Consider the following 22,493-nt stretch of genomic DNA (forward strand, 5'->3'; position numbering starts at 1 on the left):
AGCTTTCAGAGTTTTCTGAAAGCTGCGATATAATTGATACTCAGGTTGCGGCTTTCTTTCCAGTCTCCCGTTATTGTGGGGCTCATGCCGGCAATAGCTTCAATTGTAAGGCCGGCAGCCCGTGCGTAACGACCCAGTTCTGCCGGGGTGACAAATTTTTTCCACGTGTGTGTGCCGGTGGGTAGCAGGCGGAGTAAATATTCAGCGCCGATTTTACCAACCGCAAGTGAGCTGAGAGTGCGGTTCATTGTCGAGACAATGAGCGTGCCACCTGGTTCAAGCAGCTGAGAGAGTGTGGCCATAAAAGCTGCCGGGTTAGTAACGTGCTCAATAATTTCGAACGCTATGACAGCGTCAAATTTTGCGCCCTCTTTTGCAAGCTCTTCTGCGCTGCCTTCACGGTAAGACAGTGAGCCGGCACCCCGTGGCAGCGGATACGTCTCCAGGTGCTTTCTGGCGGCGGCAATGCCGTTTGCTGAGGCATCCAGGCCCGTCACATTATGACCTGCCTTAGCGAGAGCTTCGCTGGCCAGCCCCGCACCGCAGCCAATATCAAGGGCTGAGACCCGTCTGCTATGCCGGCCCTGAACCGGTATATGGCGACATGCCCAGCTGATGCGTAAAGGGTTCATGGCATGGAGCGGGCGCATAGGGCCGCGTGGGTCCCACCATTTTTCAGCCAGAGCACTAAAGCGTGAGATTTCATCCGGAGCGACGGAGGAGAAAGAATCGGAGCTGGAGGTGGTCATACTGTGAAAAATTCCTTTCCTGCGGAGCTTACCCGCTGGACGAGAGAGGGTTTAAAGAGTATGTGGCGCGCCTTGCAAGGCTTCATAACTCTCCTTTTGCGTCTTTCATATCTGCATGTGAAGCGGTAAGAGACTAAAAGAGCGCTGATTTGCCTGTTTTTTAGTGGAGTGAAGACTATGCCCGGTTCCGTACCTCGGATCGTGATGAAGTTCGGCGGAACGTCCGTAGGTGATCTGGAGCGCATCAGAGCAGTAGCCGCACGCGTTAAGCAGCAAAAAGATGCTGGCTGCGATGTTGTTGTTGTTGTTTCTGCTATGGCCGGTGAAACCAATAAACTGGTTGGATACTGTAACGCACTATCTCCGTTACATGACCCAAAAGAATATGATTCTATTGTTGCTACCGGCGAGCAGGTGACAAGCGGGCTTCTGGCCATTGCTTTGCAGGCACTGGGTGTGAAGTCACGTTCACGGGCTGGCTGGCAGATTCCGTTAGTTACCGATTCGGCGCACGGTAAAGCGGGGATCGTTTCTGTTGATGGTACAAGCCTGCTGGCTGATATGGCTGATGGTATTGTGCCTGTTGTCGCAGGGTTTCAGGGTATTGGCCCGGATGAGCGTATAACGACGCTGGGGCGGGGTGGCTCTGATACATCCGCCGTTGCGATTGCAGCCGCGGTTAAAGCAGACCGGTGCGATATTTATACCGATGTTGACGGTATTTATACGACGGACCCGCGTATTGTGGCTAAGGCTCGCAAACTCGATAAAATTACTTATGAGGAAATGCTTGAGCTGGCTTCAGTTGGGGCAAAAGTGTTGCAGACACGCAGTGTCGGGCTTGCGATGCGCGAGGGAGTGCGCGTTCAGGTGCTGTCTAGCTTTGTAGAGGGAGAGGCCCTGGTTGAAGGAAAACTCCCAGGCTCTCTGGTTGTAGATGAGGACGAAATAGTGGAAGATAAACTGGTCACCGGGATTGCATATTCGCGTGATGAAGCCAAAGTGTCAGTCAGACGCATTCCTGATCGTCCAGGGATCGCCGCTGCTATTTTCGGTCCGTTAAGTGAGGCTGGCGTGAACGTCGATATGATTGTGCAGAGCACAGGTGCTGACGGTACGACTGATATGACATTTACAACAGGTAAAGCCGACTTGCCCCGGGCAATCAGCACGCTTGAATCTGTGCATGATAATGTCCAGTACGAAGAACTTCTGACTGATGATGACGTTGTGAAAATCAGTGTTGTTGGTACAGGTATGCGTTCTCATGCCGGCGTTGCCAGCACTATGTTCCGCACATTGTCTGAGCGCTCTATTAATATCCAGGTCATTTCAACCAGCGAAATCAAGGTTTCAGTTCTGGTTTCAGCTGATTATGCTGAGCTGGCTGTCAGAGCCTTGCATACCGCTTACGGTCTGGATGGTGTCTGAAGTTATGGAAGAGAATATTTACGCTCCTGTGACAGATACTGAAAAAGAGTTTGCACGGCATAGCCTGCACCGTGCGTGTCAGCGGGGGAGTGCTTTTCTGGGGTCTGAATACGCTATTCTCGGTGGAGCCATGTCGTGGCTGAGTGAGCGTCATCTGGTTTCAGCAATTTCCAACGCCGGTGGTTTTGGGGTTATTGCCTGCGGAGCGATGTCGCCTGAGTTGCTCGAGGCTGAAATTCTGGCAACCCGCGCCATGACTGACCGCCCGTTTGGCGTAAACCTGATTACAATGCATCCTCAGCTCTCTGAGCTGGTTGATGTGTGTCTTAAAAACAGTGTCGGTCATATTGTGCTTGCTGGTGGCATTCCGCCAGCTGCGGCTATTAAGGCGGCAAAAGATGGTGGTGCCAAGGTTATTGCCTTTGCACCGGCTCTGGTGCTTGCAAAGCGTCTTATTAAGATGGGTGTCGATGCTCTGATTATCGAAGGCGCAGAAGCCGGTGGACATATCGGCCCTGTTTCACTGACGGTTCTTGCGCAGGAAATTCTCCCCGTTATCAGAGAAGTGCCGGTTTTTGTTGCTGGCGGAATTGGTCGCGGTGATGCGATGGTCTCCTATCTTGATATGGGGGCATCAGGGGCGCAGCTTGGAACACGCTTTGCCGCAGCATCAGAAAGCATTGCACACGAGAAGTTTAAAAAGGCCTTTGTGCGCGGCAACGCCCGTGATGCAGTCGCTTCGGTGCAGCTTGATCCGCGTTTTCCTGTTATTCCTGTGCGTGGTCTCAGTAATGAAGGCAGCCAGCAGTTTATCGTGCACCAGGCTGATGTCATTAACCGTTTCCAGAGTGGCGCCCTCACTCGTGAGGAAGCTCAGCTTGAAATTGAACATTTCTGGGCTGGTGCTCTCAGGCGCGCAGTTATAGACGGAGACGTTGAGCACGGTTCTGTTATGGCGGGGCAGTCTGTCGGACTGGTTCGTTCAGTACAGCCTGTTGCTGAAATTATAGCAGATCTTGTTGACCAGGCGCTGGAGGCTATTGTGCGCCGCAAGCGACGTCTGGATGCTGATGCCTGACAATGATACCGACACCGGACAGGGAGAACTCCCTGTCGTTTATCATGAGCTGCCTGATGTTAACAGCCTGAGGGTAGGGCCCGCGCTGCGCAAGCGTCGGGAGCAGCTTGGATGGACACTGCCTCAGCTTTCTGAGTGGCTGCGTATTCGTATAATTTATCTTGAAGCTTTTGAAGCAGAGCGTACGCAGGACCTTCCTGCCGAGGTCTATGCTCTTGGCTTTCTTAAATCTTATGCGCTGGCACTGGGCTTTGATGTCGGGCACGTTGTGAATTGCTATAAACAGGAGCGGCGCTCCGTTGTTATACGCGCCCCTGAGCTGACTTTTCCGGCTCCGCCACCTGACCGGCGCATTCCGCCACGCGTTACGGTTTCTCTTGGTATTGTGGTTCTTATCGGGGCTTATATAGGCTGGTACCATTTTATGGACCACACCCCGCTTATGCCAGAGCATGTTCCCCCTGTTGCTCAGGTTATTCCAGGGGAGAAAGTGGCGCATGCACCGTCACCTCAGGTTGCGTCTCTTTTGCCTGAGCCTGGTTCATTACCTGTTATTCCAGCCCCTCCTCAGGCTGATAAAAATGAAGCGCCACCAGCTGCAACGTCAGCTGAACCATTTGATAATTCGGCTGCAGAAACTTCACCACAGCCCGGTGATGTGCCGCCTTCTGTTGTGCCACAGGGGCAAAATTCCCCAGGGGCTGTGCAATCCCCCGAAACTCTGGCTGTACCAGAAGGCAGCATGGAAGATCTGAGTGTTCGTGCTACGGCTGCCAGCTGGATACAGGTTAAAGATGCTCAGGGTCATGTGGTATATGACCATATAATGCAGCCCGGGGATGTGTGGAGTGTGCCGTTGCAGAATGGCCCCTACATCATGACAACAGGTAATGCCGGTGGTATCGTTTTACAGGCCGGGAATGTTACAACATTGCCGCTTGGTAAAAATGGTGCCGTGTTACGTGGTCTGTCTCTTACCCCTGAGGCTGTAAGAGCCGCCGCCGCTGAAACTGATCAGGCATCTGCCGGGAAAGCAGCGGTAACTGCTCCTGCGTCTATGGGAACAGCTGTGCCAGTGCCTGCACGGCAGGTGGCCGCGCCGGCTGCCCGGACAGAAGAGGAAAAGGCTGATTTATCAGCCCCCGTGTTTTCTCCTGAGAGGGCAGAGGAGGGCGTGATAAATAATAGTGCGGCGCCTGTTGCGTCTTCACCTCAGATGGCGGTGAGACCGTTAAGACATTCCGGATCCTCAGAAAAAACTACAGCTGATGATCTTAACGCAGGTCAGTTAAGTCATATAAAAGAGCACTAAGTGTTTTTGTTATGTGCTTTCATATAGCCAAACCGGACTGTTTTTGGCAGGAAGGCACCATAGTAGTACCAGGGCCACGCAGTGTGATGTTGTGGTCTGTTTAACCAAGTGTCGTATTGACAAAAGGATGCAAGATGAGCGGCTACCGGCCTTACCAGCATATCGAACGTCGCAAATCCCGGCAAATTCACGTTGGCAAAGTTGCTGTGGGCGGAGATGCACCGATTTCAGTGCAGACAATGACCAACACGCTGACGAGCGATGCCCAGGCGACTATTGAACAGATCCGCCGTGCAGAGCTGGCTGGCGTGGATATTGTACGTGTTTCGTGCCCTGATGAGGAAAGCACGGCAGCGCTTGCAGAAATCGTACGTGAAGTGAATGTGCCGATCGTCGCTGACATTCATTTTCATTATAAGCGCGCCATTGAGGCTGCTAAAGCTGGTGCTGCCTGCCTGCGTATTAACCCGGGTAATATTGGCAGCGCGGAACGTGTGAGAGAAGTTGTTAATGCAGCTAAGGATTATGGCTGCTCTATCCGTATCGGTGTGAATGCCGGCTCTCTTGAGAAGCATTTGCTTGAAAAATATGGTGAGCCTAACCCTGAGGCTCTGGTTGACAGTGCACTCGAGCATGCAAAAATCCTTGAAGATCATGATTTCCGTGAATTTAAGATCAGCGTAAAAGCATCTGATGTCTTTATGGCTGTTGCAGCTTATCAGCAGCTGGCTGAGGCCTGTGATTATCCCCTCCATATCGGTATTACAGAAGCTGGCAGTAAACGCGCAGGTACTGTTAAGTCTTCTATCGGTCTGGGCAATCTGCTCTGGGCTGGTATTGGTGATACAATGCGTGTGTCTCTTTCTGCCGCACCGGAAGAGGAAGTGCTTGTTGGCTGGGATATTCTCAAGTCACTGGGGCTGCGTCATCGCGGTGTAAAAATTATCTCCTGCCCGTCCTGTGCGCGTCAGGGCTTTAATGTTGTCGAGACGGTTCAGACACTTGAAGACCGCCTTGCCCATATTAAAACGCCACTGACACTCTCTATTATCGGGTGTGTGGTCAATGGCCCTGGTGAAGCACTGATGACTGACCTGGGTGTTACCGGTGGTGGTTCAGGTCGTCACATGGTGTACTCAGCCGGTAAGCAGGATCATACCATCCCGGCCGCTGATATGATTGAGCATGTCGTTGAACTGGTTGAAGAGCGTGTTGCTAATATCCAGGCCGAAGAGGCAAAAGAAAAAGCTGAAAAAGAGCGTGCTGAAGCCCTGATTACAAAATAATCAGATCTCTTTTTGTAAGGTTTTCTCAGGTGGTATTTCTGCCTGAGAAAACTGTTATTTGTATTAAAAAAACTAAGCCCGCCTCAGGTCAGAGGTGCGGTGGCATCTGTCAGGATTATATCCCGTGAGCACTATCCAGCCCGTCAGAGGAACGCACGATCTTATCGGTGAGAACCAGAGACGTCACAGCCATGTTGTGTCTGCAGCACGTCGTATCTCTGCGCTTTACGGCTTTGGAGAGTGGTCTACCCCGATTTTTGAAGATACACGGGTATTCTCGCGCTCACTGGGGGATACGTCAGATGTGGTCTCAAAAGAGATGTACTCTTTTAGTGACCGTGATGGGGAAAGCATTACATTACGTCCTGAAGGTACGGCCGCGATTTGTCGTGCTCTGGTGACAAATGGTCTGACACAGTCTTTGCCGCAGAAGGTATTTTATGCCGGCCCGATGTTCCGTTATGAGCGGCCGCAGAAAGGGCGTTACCGTCAGTTTCATCAGATTGGTGTTGAGCTGATGGGCGCTGCCGAACCTCAGGCAGATGCTGAGGTTATTGCCTTAGGGTATCAGATTTTGCAGGATCTGGGCGTGGCTGAACACGTTACGCTTGAGCTGAATACACTGGGTGACGCTGCAAGTCGTGAGGCCTGGCGTGAAGCCCTTATCGCGTATTTCTCGCGTTATAAGGACCAGCTGTCAGAGGACAGTCGTGTCCGTCTTGAAAAAAATCCTCTGCGTATTCTCGACAGTAAGGACCGAAGCGACCGTGCGCTGGTGGCTGATGCTCCGCAGATGGCTGAGTTTCTTACGCCTGAGGCCAGCACATTCTGGGATGATCTGCGTCGTACGCTCGATAATTTTGGTATTTCTTACAGGGTCAATACCAGCATTGTGCGTGGCCTTGATTATTATAATCACACCACGTTTGAATTTGTGACAGATAAGCTGGGGTCTCAGGGTACTGTTATGGCGGGTGGCCGTTATGATGGTCTGGTAAAGCAGATGGGTGGCCCGGCAGTACCCTCCGTTGGTTTGGCAGCCGGTGTTGAGCGTTTGTCAATGCTGCTTGACACAGCACCTGAGTCCGCACGCCCCGTGATTATTGTGCCGGTTGGCTCTCCCGCTGAAGGTACGGTGTTTAAGGTCTTGCAGTCTCTGCGTCAGCAGGGTGTGTATGTTGAAATGGGTTATCGCGGTTCTTTGCGTAAACGCATGGAACGGGCAGGTAAGCAGAATGCAGCTTATGTTCTCTTTCTGGGAGAAGATGAGGTAGAGCGGGGTGTATGCCGTATTAAGCATATGGAAAGCGGGCAGGAGAGCGAAGTTACGCTCGACAGCGTGTTATCAGATGCGGCGACATTCTTTTTATCGGGTGAAAAGGCCGCCATCTGATGAATTTTGATGAGCAGCTCGACAGAATTGTAAGCCGCGCTCTTGAGCTTGAGAATATTCTTGCCAGCGGTGTCAGTGGTGAGGCGTTTACCCAGGCTTCACGGGAATATGCTGATATTGGCCCGGTTGTGGAGCGTATTAATGCTTTGCGTCAGGCTGAAGAAGAAGCGCAGCAGGCTGAGCAGCTGCTTTCTGACCCTGAAATGAAAGAGCTGGCTGAAGGGGAACTTTCTCGTTTGCAGGAGAGTTTGCCCGAGCTGCGTCAGAGTGTTCGCCTCGCATTGCTGCCGCGTGATGAAGCTGACGAGCGAAGTGCTATTCTTGAAATACGTCCGGCTGCAGGGGGCGACGAAGCTGCCCTGTTTGCTTCCGAGCTGTTTGATCTTTATCGCCGTTATGCTGACCTGAGGGGCTGGCAGTTTTCGGTTATGGATTATGATGAGAGTGAGCTTGGCGGCCTGCGCGAAGGTATTGCCGAAATTACAGGTCGTGGTGTTTTTGCCCGCCTTAAATACGAATCAGGTGTGCACCGTGTGCAGCGTGTGCCGGCGACTGAAAGTCAGGGGCGTATTCATACTTCAACGGTGACCGTCGCTGTACTGCCTGAAGCTGAAGAAGTTGATGTAACAGTTTCTGAGACAGACTTACGTATTGATGTTTATCGTGCGTCCGGCGCAGGCGGGCAGCATGTGAATAAAACAGAAAGCGCGGTGCGTATTACGCACATTCCTTCAGGTATTGTCGTGGCAATGCAGGAAGAAAAAAGCCAGCATAAAAATCGTGCGAAAGCGATGAAGATTTTGCGGGCCCGCCTGTATGAGCAGGAACGTGCACAGGCCCATGCGAGCCGTGCGGCTGACCGGAAATCTCAGGTTGGTACGGGTGACCGCTCAGAGCGTATCAGAACTTATAATTTTCCGCAGGGCAGGGTGACAGATCACCGTGTAAATCTGACGCTTTATAAAATTGACCGTATTATGCTGGGCGAAATTGATGAGTTTGTTGATGCACTGACCCAGGAAGAACAGGCTGCTTTGCTTGCGGCACAGGGTATTTGATACCGTTTTTAGCTGGTTAAAATGACAGACCCTCTCTGGTGTTAAAGCAGAGAGGGTTTTTTTGTTATATATTTCTAAAATATTTAAGATTTATATAACAATAATAGATTTTATTTTTAATTGAAATATTTACATTAAATTTATTGCTATATTTATTTATAATAATTATTTAAATCTCAGGTTTTATCCTGATTTTTTTATTTTATTTCCGATTTCAGATCCTGAGGCTGAAAATTTTTTCTCGGGATTACTGGGAGAAAGCAAATGAGTGGTTTTCTTAATAAACTTAAAGATAAAGCTTTAAGCTCTGCGGGGCTTGAAGACAAAGCAACAGACGCGCTGACAAAGGTGCTTGGGTCTGGTGTCGGTCAGGCTGGTGTCGAGAAACTTATTCAGCAGTTTGATAGTGTTGGTCTGGGTGATAAGGCCCGCTCATGGGTGGGGCCAGGGCCGGCGCAGCCTTTAACAACAGAGGAATTGCAGCGTGTTCTGACGAGTGATCAGGCAAAACTTATTGCCAGCTGCACAGGGCTCCCTCTGGCGCCGCTGCTGCCTGTCCTTGCTAAAGTGCTGCCGGTTGCGATTGAAAAAATGGCGAAAAAAGATAAGGATGGCGACAAAATTGCTGTAGCCTGATTTGTTTTTGCAGGCTTTGCTAAGCCCCGGGGTTTTCGCCGGGGCTTTTTTTATTGCTAACTGACGGGCGTAGAGCAGACCCGTGAATGTGATGTATGGTGTTCTGATGCGTCAGGATCATCAGGGTCAAGCAGGTAGAATTCGGTGAAGTTGTTGCTTCCCAGTGCGTAAAGCAGGCGGCCGTCGGGATGATGGAGGATGCCGTCGCTGCTGACCTCGTGTGTTTCAACCATACCTTCGGGGTTTCGTATCGTAATTTGCCCGCAAAGCGTGTAAGTGTGCTCAACCCGTCCGGCTGGTGTCATGACTTTAACAGTTTTTTCCTGAGTTTTATCGTCCAGCCTGATAGTCGCAGCCAGTGTCCCGTCAATATAAATACGTGTAACTTCAGAGAGTTCGTCACTGGCTTTGCTATCAGATATATGAAATTCACCGGCATGTGCTGCGCAGGCCTGCAAAAGCATCAGACTGGTCAGGGCAGCGGGTAGCCGCGGGAGTGCAAGGGTGGCTTTGCGGAGGGCGCAGAACATATTTGCAATAACCATTTCGGAAAAACAGGAAGAGAGCGTGAGTAGAGCAGAAAATAATATATCAGGCCAGCCGCTGAAAGAGCTTCTGACTTACGGAGCGCAGCAGATTGAGCAGGCGGGTATAGAAAACCCTGCGAGGGAAAGCCGTATGCTTATGGCGTATGCTCTGGGGGAAAGTTCTGATCATATTTTTTTAAAGCGCAACTCGATGGAGATAGTGCCGGCAACTACGTTTCTTGCCTGTGTTGCTCGACGGGTTGCGCACGAACCCATGGCCTATATTACCGGCGCGCAGGGGTTCTGGACGCTCGATCTCGCGGTGTCTCCGGCTACGCTTATCCCCCGGCCTGATAGTGAGGCCGTTATCTCCTCTCTCAGCGGGGCGCTGGCAGATAAAAAGGGGGCATACTCTTTTTTAGACCTGGGGACAGGGACGGGATGTCTGCTACTGGCTGCTCTTGATGAATATCCTTACGCATGGGGGCTTGGTATTGATATTAACCCTGATGCAGCATTGCTTGCCGCCCGAAACGCACGATCATGTGATCTGTCGCGCCGTGCATCTTTCTTTGCCGGCAGCTGGGATCATGCCCTGAAAGGGGATGTGCGCTTTGATGTTGTGATCAGTAACCCTCCCTATATTCCGACAGCTGATTTACAGACTCTGATGCCGGATGTTCGGTTATATGAGCCGGTTGCCGCTCTTGATGGCGGGGCTGATGGTATGGATGCTTATCGTTTTTTATGCAGTCGTCTGCCATTTTTACTGTCACCTCAGGGTGTCGCAATTTTTGAAATAGGTATTCATCAGCGTCCGGATCTGCAGGCGGTTGCAGAAAATGCGGGGCTGGAAGTCGTGCAGGTGTGTGCTGACCTGGCCGGCATCGAGCGTGCTGTTACTCTGAAAGTCCGGACATAAGAGTAGTTAAAAAAACAGGTTGGCTTTATGACTGAGGCTTGCTAATATCCCGAAGGCTTATGGTGGCTGAGATGTTTATTTCTCAGGTTAAGCCTCCAGGACACTTTGCCTGGCAATTATTTGCCAGCTGGTTGCCCGCTCAAGACAGACAATTCAGGCTTCATGCGGAAAATATGCCCTTTTGAACACAAGGCAGTTTCCTGCTTTCGAATGCCATAAAGAGAAAGTGCTGCAATAGCTCATGAATGTAAAACGGATGCGAACCCGCAATCATCGGCCTGGTGGTGGGAGTGGCGGCGGCGGCGGTTCAGGTCGCCATCTGAACGGTCAGATTCCGATGAACCGTAACCATGTGTTTGATAGCCATGGACCTGATGTACGAGTAAGAGGAACCGCTCAGCAGCTTTTTGAAAAATATCTTCAGCACGGCCGTGATGCGACCAGTTCCGGAGATCGCGTTGCTGCGGAGGCTTATTTTCAGCATGCAGAGCATTTCTTTCGCATCATGAATGCGATGGCTCAGGCTGCACAGCAAAGCCAGCAGGAGCGCGCAGAACGTCAGGCAGCGCGTCAGCAGCGTATGGCGGCAAGTGCTGAGGAAGATGCTGAAGGAGGTGAGGTGAACCGTCCCATAAGAGGGGATGAGCCGCAGCCTGATATTCAGGAACAACCAGAATTGTCTGACACCTGATTAAGACGTGGTGTCAGAATGGGGAGTGGTTTCTTTCGGGAAATCACTCTTTTTTGTTTCCGGATTTTTTGAGTATATTAAATAGTAAAACGATATGAGTTTTATTATTTAATATTTAAAGGGAGATCCAGAAAATGGTAGCGGCGGACGGATTTGAACCGCCGACCAAGGGATTATGATTCCCCTGCTCTACCACTGAGCTACGCCGCCATAATCTGGTGGCCCTGATCTACTTCGATGTAGGGAGGGCGTCAAGGCTATATGCGCATATTCCTGCAATTTTTTTTAAATATGCCTGCTATTTGCCTGTTTCGGGTTACTGCCCCAGATTTCCCGCGCCAAAAATATAGTTGCTGACCTGCTGTTCCAGGCTCGATGGCTCCTGTGTGCTGGTGATCAGGCTGCCCGCTGAGGCATAGGTATGTGCGTTCCCGGGTTCTATGATGAGTGCGTTGTTTGCTGAGAGAGAGGGGCTGCCAATTGTCAGCTGGCTGTTATCGGGAATTTTAAGTTCAGCATTAACGCGAAAATTTACGATTGCCATCTGTGAGGCGGGGTCCAGGGTGATTGACGTGACACGCCCGACAGGAATGCCCCCCATATCGACATCCGCACCTCTGCTCAGGCCATTAGCTGAGACAAACCGTGCTGAAAGATCATACTGTTTTTTCCCGAATGCCATCTGAGTGGATTCTGCATAAACAGCAAAGGACAGGGTGCCTGCGAGGATCGCATAGCTAAAGAGTTTGGCGCCTGTGCGACTTCTTCGGCTCATAGGGTATTAAATTCCGTCAGTTGTTATCTATAATCAGGATCTGTGTCGATCAATGCTTGCAGCACACTGGCTCTTGGTGCAAGGACAAGCTTAGTACGAGCCGATCTGGAATAAGTAATAATGTCTTTCTTACAGGCGATTTTTATAGCAATTTTACAGGGCGCAACAGAGCTCTTTCCCGTGAGCAGCCTTGGCCATGCCGTCATTCTTCCTGCCTTACTGCACTGGTCTTATGATCTGCACGATATTTCTTTCCTGCCGTTCCTCGTTATGTTGCATCTTGGCACGTCAATTGCACTTCTTATTTTTTTCTGGAGTGACTGGATGGCCTTGTTCAGGGGGACGCTTGGCCTGGAAGGCAGGCAAATTCAGCGCGAGAGTGTTCATATTCTTCTCCTTCTGGTCATTGCGACAATTCCCGCAGTTATTATCGGCGCTTTATTTGAGCACGTCCTGCGCCAGTTTTTTGGTTCGGCATCTTCTGCCGCGATCTTTTTGATCTTGAATGGGCTGATGCTCCTGATTGCTGAAAAATTGCGGGGGCTTGGAGGGCGATACGGCGTTCGTACTGTTGCGGATATGACTGTCCGTGATGCCCTGGTGATAGGGCTGTTTCAGTGTATTGCATTTTTCCCCGGCTTTTCGCGCTCAGGGGCTACTATATGCGGTGGTCTTATTCAGGGGCTGCGTCATGATACAGCGGCACGCTTTGCCTTTTTAATGGCCGAACCGGTCATTCTGGCCGCAACGGCTAAAGAAGGCCTGAAGATGCGTTCGCTCCACCTTGATGTTTCTCAGCTCTCAGTCGCTTTTTTTGCCGCTCTGGTCGCCGGCTGTGTGGCGCTTCTGAGCACAGCGTTTCTGATGCGCTATTTTCAGAATCACGACAAATGGGCACTTTCACCTTTTGCTTATTACTGCATCTGTGCGGGTATCCTTTCGAGCGTTCTTTTACATTTCTCAATCTGACAGTGCTGATACCTGTTTCGGAGGGGTATATAAATTTTCATGGGAGACATATCAGTAAAGCAGAGGAACCCGCGGCGTAAATCTCTTGAAAGAATAGAAAAAGAGAACAAAACACAGCGCCTGTCGCGCTCGCTGGGGGCATTGCAGCTGACAATGCTGGGAGTGGGCTCCACCGTCGGAGCCGGTATTTATGTGATGACCGGTACGGCTGCTGCAAATTATGCAGGGCCGTCCATTTTACTTTCTTTTATTGTCGCCGGGCTGGCCTGCCTGTTTACAGCTTTATCTTATGGTGAGCTGGCTTCTGCCATGCCGGTCTCAGGTTCAGCTTATACATATGCTTATGTTTCGATGGGGGAGGCCTGCGCCTGGGGTGTAGGCTGGCTTCTTTTGCTTGAATATGGTGTTTCCTGTGCCGGGGTCGCTGCCGGTTTTTCGGGATATGCTGTCAGCCTGCTGCAGGATTTTGGCATTGTTATTCCCCATCAGGTGAGTGCTACGACGTTCCAGGTTTCTCTTGAGGGTATTCTGAGTTCAGGAATGCAGGCTGACCTGGTTGGCGCTTTTTCTGTCGTAGTTGTGACCTGCTTTCTGATTTTAGGAGTGCAGGAATCTTTAAGGGTCAATACTGCGATTGTCTTTCTTAAGGTCGGTGTTCTGGTCGTTTTTGTTGTACTGGGGCTTCGGGCAGTTCATCCTTCTTACTGGGTTCCTTTTATCCCTCCCCATGAAGGGGGGTTTCGTTATGGTGTGCCTGGCATTTTCAGGGCAGCATCGATTATTTTTTTTGCCTATGTTGGCTTTGAGGCTGTTTCAACAGCATCAGCAGAGGCACGTAACCCACGTAAAGATGTGCCGGCAGGTATCGTCGGTTCATTGCTGATCTGTACACTGATTTATATTGTGGTGGCGGCCGTATTAATTGGTGTTGTACCATGGAAAACACTGAATGTGGCTGACCCTCTGGCTATTGCTGTCAATGCGATGCATCAGCCCTGGCTTGCGTTTTTTGTAAAAATTGGCGCGGTTATAGGTCTTTGTTCGGTGCTGCTTGGGCTGCTTTATGCGCAAAGTCGCGTCTTTTTTGCGATGGCTGAAGACGGCTTGCTTATGCCATTATTTAGTGCGCTGCACCCCAGATTTAAAACGCCATGGCTCGGCACGATTGTGCTCGGTGTTATAACAGCCGTGGCAACAGCAGTTTTGCCAATTGATATCATCAGTGACCTTGTCAGCCTGGGTACAGCGACAGCATTTGGTATTGTCTGCTTTACCGTTATATGGGTGCGTAATACTGCACCAGATACACCGCGGGTATTTTCAGTGCCTGGAGGAGGTATGACGATCAGAGGGGTATGGATAGGCTACGTGCCGGTGATGGGGATGGTGCTGTGCGTTGTTATGACAGCACCTTTGTTTATCGACATGGTGGCCGCGTCTTTTTCCGGCAATCCGGTGCCTGTGTTCCTGCTGTTTGTATATCTCACCCTTGGGTGGGCCAGTTATTATTTTTATGGCCGCAAACATTCCCGCATCGGGCGGGAATGTGATGAGTGAGGCTGAATATCAGTCATTCAGAGGGTAGGAGGCAATCAGGTCTCTTTGCCTGAACCATAATCTGAATCCATAGAAAAGAGGGCAGGGTTTCCAGCCTTCTTTTCGTTTTTTGGCTCCGATAAGGAAAGCCTCATGATAATGGTGAAACTGTGTGGCGTAGGCTTCCCTCAGGGTCGTTTTTGAATCCCATATATGCGTTGCTTCTGAACCAATGCCGTTAATTTCGATAATTTCGAAATTTTTGCCTTCGCGGAGGGATTCAACACTATCAAATTTCACATCGACTCTTCCGAAATGGAAGTCGGGAATATCTTTCATAATTTCATCAAGCCGGCGGGTAAGAGCTGGTGTGATATCGTCTTTGCCATTACGAAAAATACTGCCTTTGCAATGATTTCCCGCAAATACCAGGTCAAGTGTCTGACCTTCTGGCAAAACCTCTTCAAGCCGGTCTTTCAGACGAGGGGTATAAACATCAAGCAGAAGGCTTGCGCGAGGGTCCTGTCTGAGAAGGGAGAGTATGGTGTCACGGCCATTGCCTGTGAGTGTTGGGATATCTTTGTATGTAAGCGAAGAAATAATGCCATTGGGGCGGTCGGGGTGTCGAATATAAAAAAGACCGGCCTCGTGCCTGTATGGGATAAGCTTCTGGATAACGAGTTTAACGCCTCTTGGAAACGCAGCAAGAATATCTGCCAGCTCTTCATATGTCCTGATGAGTTTGACGCCACTGCCATTGCAGCCAATATCAGGTTTAACAACAGCCGGAAGAGTCAGGCCCTTTTTCTTCATACTTTCGAGGGCGCGTTCATAGTCTTTTGTGCTTGTTGTGACTGTGACGTAGGGGGCTATCCATTGTGAGGCGACAGAGCCGGCAAGATCAAGGATGCCACTTTTACTTTCACCGCACAGCCCGCCGGTTTCAATGCGTGGATTAGCCGCTGTTGGCAGGCACAAATCGCCATAACGAAGACCCAGCAGGATATAGTAAGTCACGACAGGGATATAAAACAGCCAGTCAGGCATTGTTTCAAAGCTGGATAAAGGATGGCCGGAATTACCCTGGAGTGAAGGGGAGTGAGAAGTCATTTTTTCTGCTTTTGAATACGTGTGGCCAGATGCCCCATCAGGATAATAATCAGTACGAAGCCAGCAATGCCTGCCCATCGCCATTGTCCAAGGTGCGTTAGCAGCAGGTTGCCTATGTGCAGAGATAAGGCAAAGAGAGCTGAAGTCCAGATCAGGGTTGCGAAAAAGGTTGCAAGAGTAAAGACTTTCAGGCCTGCATTGAAAAAACCACAGGCGGTATAAAGTGGCAGGCGTGTGCCCGGTATAAAGCGACTGACAAAAACAACTCTGAACAGGTTATTGGTCAGCCATTTTTTTTGCATGGCCCGGTCGGGGGTTTCCACCCACCTTCTGGCAGGCGGCCAGCGTGCTGCCAGATACCCCATGCCGTATAACCCGATATCTCCTGTGACGATACCAATATAAAGGGCAATGAGGGCTTCACCTGCTCCCAGTGTGTGCAAATTGACCTGTATTGCCGTTATGACAGTGGCTGCATCCTCGAGAATAAAAGTGGCAAGTATGACAATGAGGATCTGAATAATGGGAGAATGCGCAGAGGAGGCCAGAAAATTCTCAAGGGAGTGTATCATATAACTATCGAAAAAGAGCTTTGTCAGATTTGAGAAAGATAAATATCGTCGGACATCAGCTTGTTATAGTAAGAGATCTGTATAAAAATATTTACTTTTATAGTGAAGAAGAAGGAACATAAAAACCTCGCCGCGCTGAACCGGATCAGCTGATTTTTTTAATTTTGCTGAATAACCACATAAAACTAAAGTAAGCCAATGATGAATATCAAAAAAAGGCAATTTGTTTGCGGGGTCGCTTCATTGCTGGCGCTTCCGGCTGGTGCGTATGCAGCATCAGCGCATACTATGAGCGATTATACTGTTGATGCTGCGGAGCGGCGTCGTTATGCCCGCTTTCTGAGTGTGGTAAGAGGTGAAGCCATCAGGCAGGGGATGTCTGCTTCTGTGGTTGATGCCGCTCTGGCGGTTACACCCGCGCCCAATGCAAAAGTGCTCAAAGCTGACAGGCACCAGCCGGAATTTACGCTGACCTGGGCTCAGTATAAAGAGCGTGTTCTTACAGATAAAAAAATCCTTGATGGTCAGTCTGCGGTGGCGCAGCGCAAGTCTCTTTTTTCTCAGGTGAGTTCGCTTTACAAAGTCAGCACAGGTGCGATTGCCGGTATATGGGGGCTGGAATCAGCATATGGTAAAAAAACAGGCACCTATCATGTGATTGATGCGCTTGCGACTCTGGCATTTGACGGGCGTCGTTCCTCTTTTTTTCGTGCCGAGCTGTTTAAGGCGCTGCAAATTCTTAACCAGGGTGACATAACACCTTCTGCCATGCTGGGCAGCTATGCGGGGGCTATGGGGCAGCCGCAGTTTATGCCCAGTGCCTATCAGCGTTATGCAGTGAGTTTTCCCGAAGGCGGGCGACGTAATATCTGGACGAATGAGGCCGATGTTTTTGCCTCAGTTGCGAATTACCTTGCTAAGTGCCACTGGCGCTATGGTGAGCCATGGGGAGAAGCAGTGCATACGCCGGAGACACTCGCGCAAAGCGAGACAGGCCGTACGATCGTTCGTCCTTCATCATACTGGGTCAGTAAGGGGGTGACGCCTGTACTGGGGGGCAGTTTTGCGCGCCCTGACCTGCCTGGCGCTATTGTTCGTCCGGATGGGCCAGGTGGTGAGGCTTTTATCGTCTATGCAAATTTTAACGTTATCAGACGTTACAATCCCTCTGATTTTTACGCATTAGCTGTTGGTCTGCTGGGGGATGCCATAGCGTGAAAAAACAACTGATTTTGTCTGGTGCCTGTTTGTTGCTGTTCGGGTGCGATACGTCGCACCAGTCAGGGCCGGCACCACAGCCCTCTCTCCATTATGTGGTTGGTTCTGCGTGGCATGCTGAAAACCGGTGGTTTTATCCGCGTGAGACATTTTCATATGCTGAGACCGGGCTTGCCGTCGTACAGCCAAAAGTAAAGGGGGCGACGCCTTTAACCGCTGACGGAGAGGTCAGAAGCGATCTGACCATGACAGCTGCGCATCAGACTTTGCAGCTGCCGGCGATTGTGACTGTGACTAATCTGGAAAATGGCCGCCAGGCAGTTGTTCGCCTTAATGATCGCGGGCCAGACCAGGCTGGTCGCCTTCTTGCCGTAACACCCAGAGTCGCATCAGTGCTCGGTATAGGGCATGAGCCGGTGAGAGTGCGTATTGTTGAAAATGAAACTGTCAGCCGTGAACTTGCAGGTCAGCTTCCGGGTGGTCCCGCACTTCAGATCGCGGCTATGCCTGTCAAAGAAGTGTTGCAGAATACCCTGGATAGCAGCGAAGCCCCGCATGCTGTCGGGGCAGTTTCTCACGCGGCGGCTGTGAACCCTGAAAGCAGACCGTTAACGTCGTTGCCGGATTTACCCGCTGTGTGGCAGGAGGGAGCACCCGTACCGGCGTCAGACTTGTGGGTTGAGACGGCAAATTTCACATCACGTTACACGGCGCAGAGAGCCGCAGCGGGGCAGGGAGCGCTGGTGGTGCCAACAATTACGCCTCAGGGGCAAATGTGGTCTGTCCGACTAGGCCCTTTTTCGACTATACATGAGGCTGATGCAGCGTTGAGAGGTTCTCTTGCCGCTGGTCAGACCGGATCTCATATTGTTGTTGAATAGGATACAGCGTGCATACTCGGCGGTTTCTTCTTGCAGGAGGGGTAGCTCTTGCTGGCAGTGGCTACTCATTGGCAGCACAGGCTCGTAAAGGGCATGCTCCATCTTTAAAAAAGAATCATGCTGCTGAAGCATCGGCTGCAGATGTTTCGACAGGTGCCGCGATTACACCGGTTGGTCCGGTTGATACGGTTGCACGCTGGGCCTGCATTCTTGATTATGACAGCGGTTCTGTTCTGCTTGAAAAAGCAGCTGATGAGCGCATGCCGCCGTCTTCCCTGACAAAAATGATGACGGCTTATATCACTTTCGAGATGCTGCGTTCAGGGCGCCTTAAGCTCGACCAGTCTCTGCTGGTCAGTGAAAGGGCCTGGCGTATGCAGGGGTCACGCATGTTCGTGCCTCTTGGTGCGTCTGTTCCTGTTCAGGATCTGATTCAGGGGATGGTTATTCAGTCAGGAAATGATGCCTGTATCGTGGTGGCGGAGGGCATTTCCGGCTCTGAGGAACAGTTTGTCGCTCTGATGAATGCAACAGCTGAAAAGCTGGGGCTGAAAAATTCGCACTTTATGAATGCAACGGGCTGGCCTGCTGAAGGGCATTATATGTCAGCGCGGGATGTCGCTTATCTGGCAGTGCGCCTGATCCATGATTTTCCGGAATATTATCATTTCTTCTCAGAAAAAGAGTTCTTCTTTAACAAGATACGTCAGGAAAATCGTAATACCCTCGTTGTTAAAGGTCTGGCTGATGGCCTGAAAACCGGCCACACAGATGCCGGTGGTTTTGGTCTGTGTGCGTCATCGCTGCGTGATGGTCGTCGGGTTGTGATGGCACTTAACGGTATGCCGACATCATCTGCCCGCGCCCGTGAGGGTGAGCGTTTGCTTGGGTGGTCGTTTGCAAATTTCGAGACAGCGAGAATTCTTGAGCATGGCACTGTGGTGACCCAGGCTCCTGTCTGGATGGGGAATGAAAAAACAGTCCCGCTTATGGTTGCTCAGGATGTCTCTCTGCTGCTGCCTCATGGCTGGCGTAATGATACCCATGTGTCGTTCGATTATCAGTCTCCTTTGCCAGCACCTCTGGTGCAGGGGCAGGCTGTGGGAACAGTCACCATCGCTCTCTCCGGTAACCGTCAGATGACCGTGCCGCTTATTGTCGGACAAAGCGTACAAGCTCTTGGTGTCTTTGGACGTGCTGCCCGCCGGATGCATCTTTAAGATATGACGAAGGGACTTTTCATTACACTGGAGGGTGGTGAGGGCGTTGGTAAGTCAACGCAGCTTGCCCTCCTTGAGCGCGCTTTGCAGGCTCGTGGGCTGGATATACTGGTAACGCGTGAACCAGGAGGCTCACCAGTCGCTGAGGATTTACGTAATCTTTTGCTGTTTGGTCAGCACAGCTTTTCGCGCCGCTCTGAAATTCTTACACATTTTGCCGCACGCTTTGATCATGTTGATCAGGTTATAGAACCGGCTCTTGCTGCAGGTAAGCTGGTGGTGTGTGACAGGTTTACTGACTCAACTCTGGCTTATCAGGCCTATGGCCGCGCTGAGGGTGAAGTAGGAACGTTGTCTCTGATTAATAACCTGCAAAAGCAGCTGGGTCGTCAGCCTGATATGACGTTTCTGCTTGAAGTGTCGCGTGATACGGCACGTAGGCGGCTTGCAGCGCGAGGTAAGCCTACGGATCGTTATGAAAAGTCCGATGAGGACTTTCATATTCGTGTGGCGGAGGGCTTTCGCACGATAGCGGAACAAAATAAGAACAGGGTTATTGTCCTGAGTACAGAGCATATGCCGGCTGAAAAAGTAAATGCTGTAATCGTCGAACATATTTTATCAAGATTGCCGTAGAATGACGTCACCCGGAGAAGATCCCCGTTTGTCCTCCCTGCATTTACAGGGGCATCAGTCGGCGATTCAGCTTTTCACAGAGGCTAAGCGTTCAGGGCGTATGCCGCATGCCTGGCTGCTGACTGGCCCTCCGGGCATTGGTAAGGCAACTCTGGCATTTCATCTGGCCCGGATGGTGCTGGGAGGGGAAAGTGCTGAAAGCCCTGCCGGTCGTCGCATCTCTGCGGCAACACATGCTGATTTGCTTGTTATCAGTCGTAGTTATGACGAAAAACGCCAGCGTTACCGTGGTGAAATTGTTATGGACGAGGTGCGTCCGGTTAATGATTTCCTTCATCGCACTGCGGCGGAGGGCGGCTGGCGTGTCGTGATTGTTGATGGTGCCGAGTGGATGAACCGTAACGCTGCCAATGCGTTACTGAAAATTCTTGAGGAGCCACCTCCGTCTGCACTGTTGTTGCTGACATCTTCCTCACCAGGGCGGTTGCTGCCAACAATACGAAGCCGTTGCCAGCGTATTGATCTTAAACCTTTGTCCTCTTCCGAGCTGGCAGCCGTGATCGCGCGTGAGGCGCCGGGCACAGCACCGGCTGAGCTTGAGCGGGCTTTATCCGCAGCGCAGGGCTCTCCCGGGCGGGTGTTTGATCTTCTGGCTGATGAAGGCGGGCAGATGGCGGGTCTGGTGCAGCAGGCCCTTAACGGTGTTTCAGTAAGTGATGCATACATAGTGGCTGAAACAGTTTTGAAAAAAGAGAATGGTTTTAATTTATTTTTCAGTCTGTTATCAAATGTCCTGCAGGAACAGGCCCGTTCTTCAGCCAGGCAGGGACTGACAAAGTCAGTCTTTTTCGCTAAGGCGTGGGAGAATGTTATGCGTCTTCAGAATGAGACCGACCATTTTAATCTTGATAAACAGGAAGCGCTTCTCGAAGCGATGATGATTGCGGGTAAAGTATGACCAGTCGTTTTTACGTCACAACGCCGATTTATTATGTTAACGGAGCCCCCCATATCGGGCACGCTTATACATCGGTTGCGGCAGATGTTCTCGCACGTTTTCATCGTTTATCCGGGCATGAGGTTTTCTTTCTGACCGGAACAGATGAACATGGCCAGAAAGTTGAACAGGCCGCGCAGAATGCTGGCATAGCACCACAGCTTTTTACTGATCGTATTTCTGCAGATTTTCGCGATATGGCTGATGTAATGGCTATTTCGTACGACGATTTTATTCGCACGACCGAGCCGCGCCATATAAAAAGTGCTCAGGCTTTGTGGCAGAAAGTGGCTGAAAATGGTGCCATTTACTCTGGTGCTTATGAGGGCTGGTACGCGCTGCGTGATGAGTGCTTTTATGGTGAGGACGAGCTTGTTACCGGTGCAGATGGTGTAAAAACAGCTCCTACCGGTGCCCCGGTTGAGTGGGTTAAGGAGCCGTCTTACTTCTTTAAACTGTCAGAATATCAGGACAGACTGCTTGAGCTGTATGAGAAAAATCCTGAATTTTTAGGGCCAAACAGCACACGTCGTGAGATTATCAGCTTTGTAAAACAGGGGCTGCGCGATCTTTCTGTCAGCCGTACAAGCTTTAAATGGGGTGTCCCTGTCCCAGGTGACGAAGACCATGTGATGTATGTCTGGTTCGACGCACTGGCAAATTACCTGAGCGCGCTTGATTATCCTGATATGTCAGCAGAAAAAGCTGCTTTCTGGCCGGCCAGTCTGCACCTTGTTGGCAAAGATATTGCTCGTTTTCATGCCGTTTACTGGCCTGCATTCCTGATGGCTGCTGGTATTGAGCTGCCTGAGAAGATTTTTGCAAATGGCTGGTGGACTGTTGAAGGCCAGAAGATGAGCAAGTCACTGGGTAATGTTGTTGACCCACGTGAACTTGTAAAAGAATTCGGTCTGGATAGCGTCAGGTTTTTTCTGCTGCGTGAAGTCCCTTTTGGCGGCGACAGCGATCTGTCACGTAAATCAATGATTATGAGAAATAACATTGAGCTGGCGAACGATTTGGGCAACCTGTGTCAGCGCACGCTCTCTCTCGTTGCCCGTAACTGTGGAGGTGTCGTGCCTGAGCGCAGGGTACTGACGGATGAAGATAAGCAGCTTCTTGGTCAGGCTTCTCTTCTGCCGCAGCTTCTGAGTGATCGCATGGCAGCCTGTGCTCTGACTGATGCTCTTGAAGATGTGTGGAAAGTCATTCGTGCAGGTAATGCCTATATCGACCATCAGGCACCCTGGGCACTCCGTAAAACCGATGAGGAGCGTATGAAAGACGTTCTTCGTGTGCTGCTTGATACGCTGCGCAGTATCGCAACAGTGCTTCAGCCCTTTATGCCTCAGAGCATGGAGAAAATGCTGGTGCAGCTGGGTGTTAATGAAAATGAGAGAAGCTTTGCTGCTCTTGAGGTTCTGCTGCCGGCTGGTCGTAGTCTGCCAGCGCCTCAGGGTATTTTCCCCCGTTATGTCGAACAGGAAGCTGGCTGA

Annotated in this window: 22 protein-coding genes and 1 tRNA gene; 17 read left to right on the forward strand and 6 right to left on the reverse strand. The window is 50.8% G+C overall.

Annotation, left to right across the window (positions count from 1 at the left end):
* Positions 1 to 5: 5 nt before the first annotated feature.
* The gene (ubiG, locus tag GOB58_RS08040) at positions 6 to 749 is read right to left on the reverse strand and encodes a bifunctional 2-polyprenyl-6-hydroxyphenol methylase/3-demethylubiquinol 3-O-methyltransferase UbiG (RefSeq protein WP_173559869.1); all 744 of its coding nucleotides are present in this window, start codon (positions 747 to 749) and stop codon (positions 6 to 8) included.
* Between the two features lie 177 nt (positions 750 to 926).
* On the opposite strand from ubiG, the gene GOB58_RS08045 reads away from it, so the two are divergent.
* The 7 genes from GOB58_RS08045 to GOB58_RS08075 all read left to right on the forward strand — a co-directional run bounded on the left by GOB58_RS08045 (position 927) and on the right by GOB58_RS08075 (position 8,943).
* Positions 927 to 2,180, forward strand: a complete 1,254-nt coding sequence (locus tag GOB58_RS08045; protein ID WP_086635378.1) for an aspartate kinase — start codon at positions 927 to 929, stop codon at positions 2,178 to 2,180.
* Entirely contained in the window at positions 2,170 to 3,258 is a 1,089-nt protein-coding gene (locus GOB58_RS08050) for an NAD(P)H-dependent flavin oxidoreductase (protein WP_086554163.1), read from the forward strand. The genes GOB58_RS08045 and GOB58_RS08050 overlap by 11 nt, the downstream gene beginning before the upstream one ends.
* Positions 3,251 to 4,570, forward strand: a complete 1,320-nt coding sequence (locus GOB58_RS08055) for a helix-turn-helix domain-containing protein (RefSeq protein ID WP_173559870.1) — start codon at positions 3,251 to 3,253, stop codon at positions 4,568 to 4,570. Before GOB58_RS08050 ends, GOB58_RS08055 begins: the two co-directional genes overlap by 8 nt.
* A 134-nt stretch (positions 4,571 to 4,704) precedes the next feature.
* On the forward strand, positions 4,705 to 5,856 hold the full coding sequence (gene ispG, locus GOB58_RS08060) for a flavodoxin-dependent (E)-4-hydroxy-3-methylbut-2-enyl-diphosphate synthase (protein ID WP_086635377.1): 1,152 nt from the start codon (positions 4,705 to 4,707) through the stop codon (positions 5,854 to 5,856).
* Between the two features lie 124 nt (positions 5,857 to 5,980).
* Positions 5,981 to 7,249, forward strand: coding sequence for a histidine--tRNA ligase (gene hisS / locus GOB58_RS08065; RefSeq protein WP_173559871.1), 1,269 nt, complete (start codon positions 5,981 to 5,983; stop codon positions 7,247 to 7,249).
* Positions 7,249 to 8,307 carry a peptide chain release factor 1 gene (gene prfA, locus GOB58_RS08070; protein WP_086554166.1) on the forward strand — a complete coding sequence of 353 codons (1,059 nt, stop codon included), beginning with the start codon at positions 7,249 to 7,251 and terminating at the stop codon, positions 8,305 to 8,307. Before hisS ends, prfA begins: the two co-directional genes overlap by 1 nt.
* Positions 8,308 to 8,571: 264 nt before the next feature.
* Positions 8,572 to 8,943 carry a YidB family protein gene (locus GOB58_RS08075; protein WP_086635374.1) on the forward strand — a complete coding sequence of 124 codons (372 nt, stop codon included), beginning with the start codon at positions 8,572 to 8,574 and terminating at the stop codon, positions 8,941 to 8,943.
* A 56-nt stretch (positions 8,944 to 8,999) separates the two neighbouring features.
* Here the strand turns inward: GOB58_RS08075 and GOB58_RS08080 are convergent, their stop codons facing one another.
* Positions 9,000 to 9,473 carry a hypothetical protein gene (locus GOB58_RS08080; protein WP_233127664.1) on the reverse strand — a complete coding sequence of 158 codons (474 nt, stop codon included), beginning with the start codon at positions 9,471 to 9,473 and terminating at the stop codon, positions 9,000 to 9,002.
* Between the two features lie 37 nt (positions 9,474 to 9,510).
* Between GOB58_RS08080 and prmC the strand changes: the two genes are divergently transcribed.
* The gene (gene prmC / locus GOB58_RS08085) at positions 9,511 to 10,392 is read left to right on the forward strand and encodes a peptide chain release factor N(5)-glutamine methyltransferase (protein ID WP_173559872.1); all 882 of its coding nucleotides are present in this window, start codon (positions 9,511 to 9,513) and stop codon (positions 10,390 to 10,392) included.
* 241 nt (positions 10,393 to 10,633) lie between these two features.
* Positions 10,634 to 11,083 (forward strand): DUF4167 domain-containing protein, encoded by a 450-nt coding sequence (locus GOB58_RS08090; protein ID WP_086635372.1) that lies wholly within the window; start codon positions 10,634 to 10,636, stop codon positions 11,081 to 11,083.
* A gap of 135 nt (positions 11,084 to 11,218) precedes the next feature.
* Here the strand turns inward: GOB58_RS08090 and GOB58_RS08095 are convergent.
* Together GOB58_RS08095 and GOB58_RS08100 are read right to left on the reverse strand one after the other, a co-directional pair.
* A tRNA-Met gene (locus GOB58_RS08095) sits at positions 11,219 to 11,293 on the reverse strand.
* Between the two features lie 106 nt (positions 11,294 to 11,399).
* Entirely contained in the window at positions 11,400 to 11,858 is a 459-nt protein-coding gene (locus GOB58_RS08100) for an MlaD family protein (protein ID WP_086554170.1), read from the reverse strand.
* A 120-nt stretch (positions 11,859 to 11,978) separates the two neighbouring features.
* Between GOB58_RS08100 and GOB58_RS08105 the strand changes: the two genes are divergently transcribed.
* Together GOB58_RS08105 and GOB58_RS08110 are read left to right on the forward strand one after the other, a co-directional pair.
* Positions 11,979 to 12,827 (forward strand): undecaprenyl-diphosphate phosphatase, encoded by an 849-nt coding sequence (locus GOB58_RS08105; protein WP_086554171.1) that lies wholly within the window; start codon positions 11,979 to 11,981, stop codon positions 12,825 to 12,827.
* Between the two features lie 39 nt (positions 12,828 to 12,866).
* On the forward strand, positions 12,867 to 14,384 hold the full coding sequence (locus tag GOB58_RS08110; protein ID WP_086635370.1) for an amino acid permease: 1,518 nt from the start codon (positions 12,867 to 12,869) through the stop codon (positions 14,382 to 14,384).
* A gap of 9 nt (positions 14,385 to 14,393) precedes the next feature.
* Here GOB58_RS08110 and GOB58_RS08115 read toward each other — a convergent pair whose 3' ends face one another.
* Complete coding sequence (locus tag GOB58_RS08115; RefSeq protein ID WP_086635369.1) at positions 14,394 to 15,473, reverse strand: ATP-grasp domain-containing protein; 1,080 nt, start codon at positions 15,471 to 15,473, stop codon at positions 14,394 to 14,396.
* Positions 15,470 to 16,045 carry a DedA family protein gene (locus GOB58_RS08120; RefSeq protein ID WP_173559873.1) on the reverse strand — a complete coding sequence of 192 codons (576 nt, stop codon included), beginning with the start codon at positions 16,043 to 16,045 and terminating at the stop codon, positions 15,470 to 15,472. Before GOB58_RS08120 ends, GOB58_RS08115 begins: the two co-directional genes overlap by 4 nt.
* Positions 16,046 to 16,243: 198 nt before the next feature.
* Between GOB58_RS08120 and GOB58_RS08125 the strand changes: the two genes are divergently transcribed.
* From GOB58_RS08125 to metG, 6 genes are read left to right on the forward strand one after another with little or no spacing between them, the layout of a single operon-like run.
* Positions 16,244 to 17,263, forward strand: a complete 1,020-nt coding sequence (locus tag GOB58_RS08125) for a lytic murein transglycosylase (RefSeq protein WP_407651743.1) — start codon at positions 16,244 to 16,246, stop codon at positions 17,261 to 17,263.
* A complete protein-coding gene (locus GOB58_RS08130) occupies positions 17,260 to 18,144 on the forward strand; it encodes a septal ring lytic transglycosylase RlpA family protein (protein ID WP_265793061.1) in 885 nt (294 codons plus the stop codon). The genes GOB58_RS08125 and GOB58_RS08130 overlap by 4 nt, the downstream gene beginning before the upstream one ends.
* Positions 18,145 to 18,152: 8 nt before the next feature.
* Positions 18,153 to 19,364, forward strand: a complete 1,212-nt coding sequence (locus tag GOB58_RS08135) for a D-alanyl-D-alanine carboxypeptidase family protein (protein WP_173559874.1) — start codon at positions 18,153 to 18,155, stop codon at positions 19,362 to 19,364.
* 3 nt (positions 19,365 to 19,367) lie between these two features.
* Positions 19,368 to 20,000, forward strand: coding sequence for a dTMP kinase (gene tmk / locus GOB58_RS08140; protein ID WP_086635366.1), 633 nt, complete (start codon positions 19,368 to 19,370; stop codon positions 19,998 to 20,000).
* Between the two features lies 1 nt (position 20,001).
* The gene (locus GOB58_RS08145; RefSeq protein ID WP_173559875.1) at positions 20,002 to 20,958 is read left to right on the forward strand and encodes a DNA polymerase III subunit delta'; all 957 of its coding nucleotides are present in this window, start codon (positions 20,002 to 20,004) and stop codon (positions 20,956 to 20,958) included.
* On the forward strand, positions 20,955 to 22,493 hold the full coding sequence (metG, locus tag GOB58_RS08150) for a methionine--tRNA ligase (RefSeq protein WP_173559876.1): 1,539 nt from the start codon (positions 20,955 to 20,957) through the stop codon (positions 22,491 to 22,493). Before GOB58_RS08145 ends, metG begins: the two co-directional genes overlap by 4 nt.

The sequence above is a fragment of the Acetobacter thailandicus genome, from assembly GCF_011516655.1.
In the GTDB taxonomy this organism is placed as follows: domain Bacteria; phylum Pseudomonadota; class Alphaproteobacteria; order Acetobacterales; family Acetobacteraceae; genus Acetobacter; species Acetobacter thailandicus.

What these genes read in the sequence shown, in the direction of transcription:
- GOB58_RS08110 (WP_086635370.1), top strand. Translation starts at nt 12,867, where the DNA reads ATGGGAGACATATCAGTAAAGCAGAGGAACCCGCGGCGTAAATCTCTT.
- GOB58_RS08145 (WP_173559875.1), top strand. Translation starts at nt 20,002, where the DNA reads ATGACGTCACCCGGAGAAGATCCCCGTTTGTCCTCCCTGCATTTACAG.
- ispG (WP_086635377.1), top strand. Translation starts at nt 4,705, where the DNA reads ATGAGCGGCTACCGGCCTTACCAGCATATCGAACGTCGCAAATCCCGG.
- GOB58_RS08055 (WP_173559870.1), top strand. Translation starts at nt 3,251, where the DNA reads ATGCCTGACAATGATACCGACACCGGACAGGGAGAACTCCCTGTCGTT.
- ubiG (WP_173559869.1), bottom strand. Translation starts at nt 749, where the DNA reads ATGACCACCTCCAGCTCCGATTCTTTCTCCTCCGTCGCTCCGGATGAA.
- GOB58_RS08045 (WP_086635378.1), top strand. Translation starts at nt 927, where the DNA reads ATGCCCGGTTCCGTACCTCGGATCGTGATGAAGTTCGGCGGAACGTCC.
- GOB58_RS08050 (WP_086554163.1), top strand. Translation starts at nt 2,170, where the DNA reads ATGGTGTCTGAAGTTATGGAAGAGAATATTTACGCTCCTGTGACAGAT.
- tmk (WP_086635366.1), top strand. Translation starts at nt 19,368, where the DNA reads ATGACGAAGGGACTTTTCATTACACTGGAGGGTGGTGAGGGCGTTGGT.
- GOB58_RS08120 (WP_173559873.1), bottom strand. Translation starts at nt 16,045, where the DNA reads ATGATACACTCCCTTGAGAATTTTCTGGCCTCCTCTGCGCATTCTCCC.
- GOB58_RS08105 (WP_086554171.1), top strand. Translation starts at nt 11,979, where the DNA reads ATGTCTTTCTTACAGGCGATTTTTATAGCAATTTTACAGGGCGCAACA.
- metG (WP_173559876.1), top strand. Translation starts at nt 20,955, where the DNA reads ATGACCAGTCGTTTTTACGTCACAACGCCGATTTATTATGTTAACGGA.
- GOB58_RS08090 (WP_086635372.1), top strand. Translation starts at nt 10,634, where the DNA reads ATGAATGTAAAACGGATGCGAACCCGCAATCATCGGCCTGGTGGTGGG.
- GOB58_RS08075 (WP_086635374.1), top strand. Translation starts at nt 8,572, where the DNA reads ATGAGTGGTTTTCTTAATAAACTTAAAGATAAAGCTTTAAGCTCTGCG.
- GOB58_RS08125 (WP_407651743.1), top strand. Translation starts at nt 16,244, where the DNA reads ATGATGAATATCAAAAAAAGGCAATTTGTTTGCGGGGTCGCTTCATTG.
- prfA (WP_086554166.1), top strand. Translation starts at nt 7,249, where the DNA reads ATGAATTTTGATGAGCAGCTCGACAGAATTGTAAGCCGCGCTCTTGAG.
- GOB58_RS08100 (WP_086554170.1), bottom strand. Translation starts at nt 11,858, where the DNA reads ATGAGCCGAAGAAGTCGCACAGGCGCCAAACTCTTTAGCTATGCGATC.
- GOB58_RS08080 (WP_233127664.1), bottom strand. Translation starts at nt 9,473, where the DNA reads ATGTTCTGCGCCCTCCGCAAAGCCACCCTTGCACTCCCGCGGCTACCC.
- GOB58_RS08115 (WP_086635369.1), bottom strand. Translation starts at nt 15,473, where the DNA reads ATGACTTCTCACTCCCCTTCACTCCAGGGTAATTCCGGCCATCCTTTA.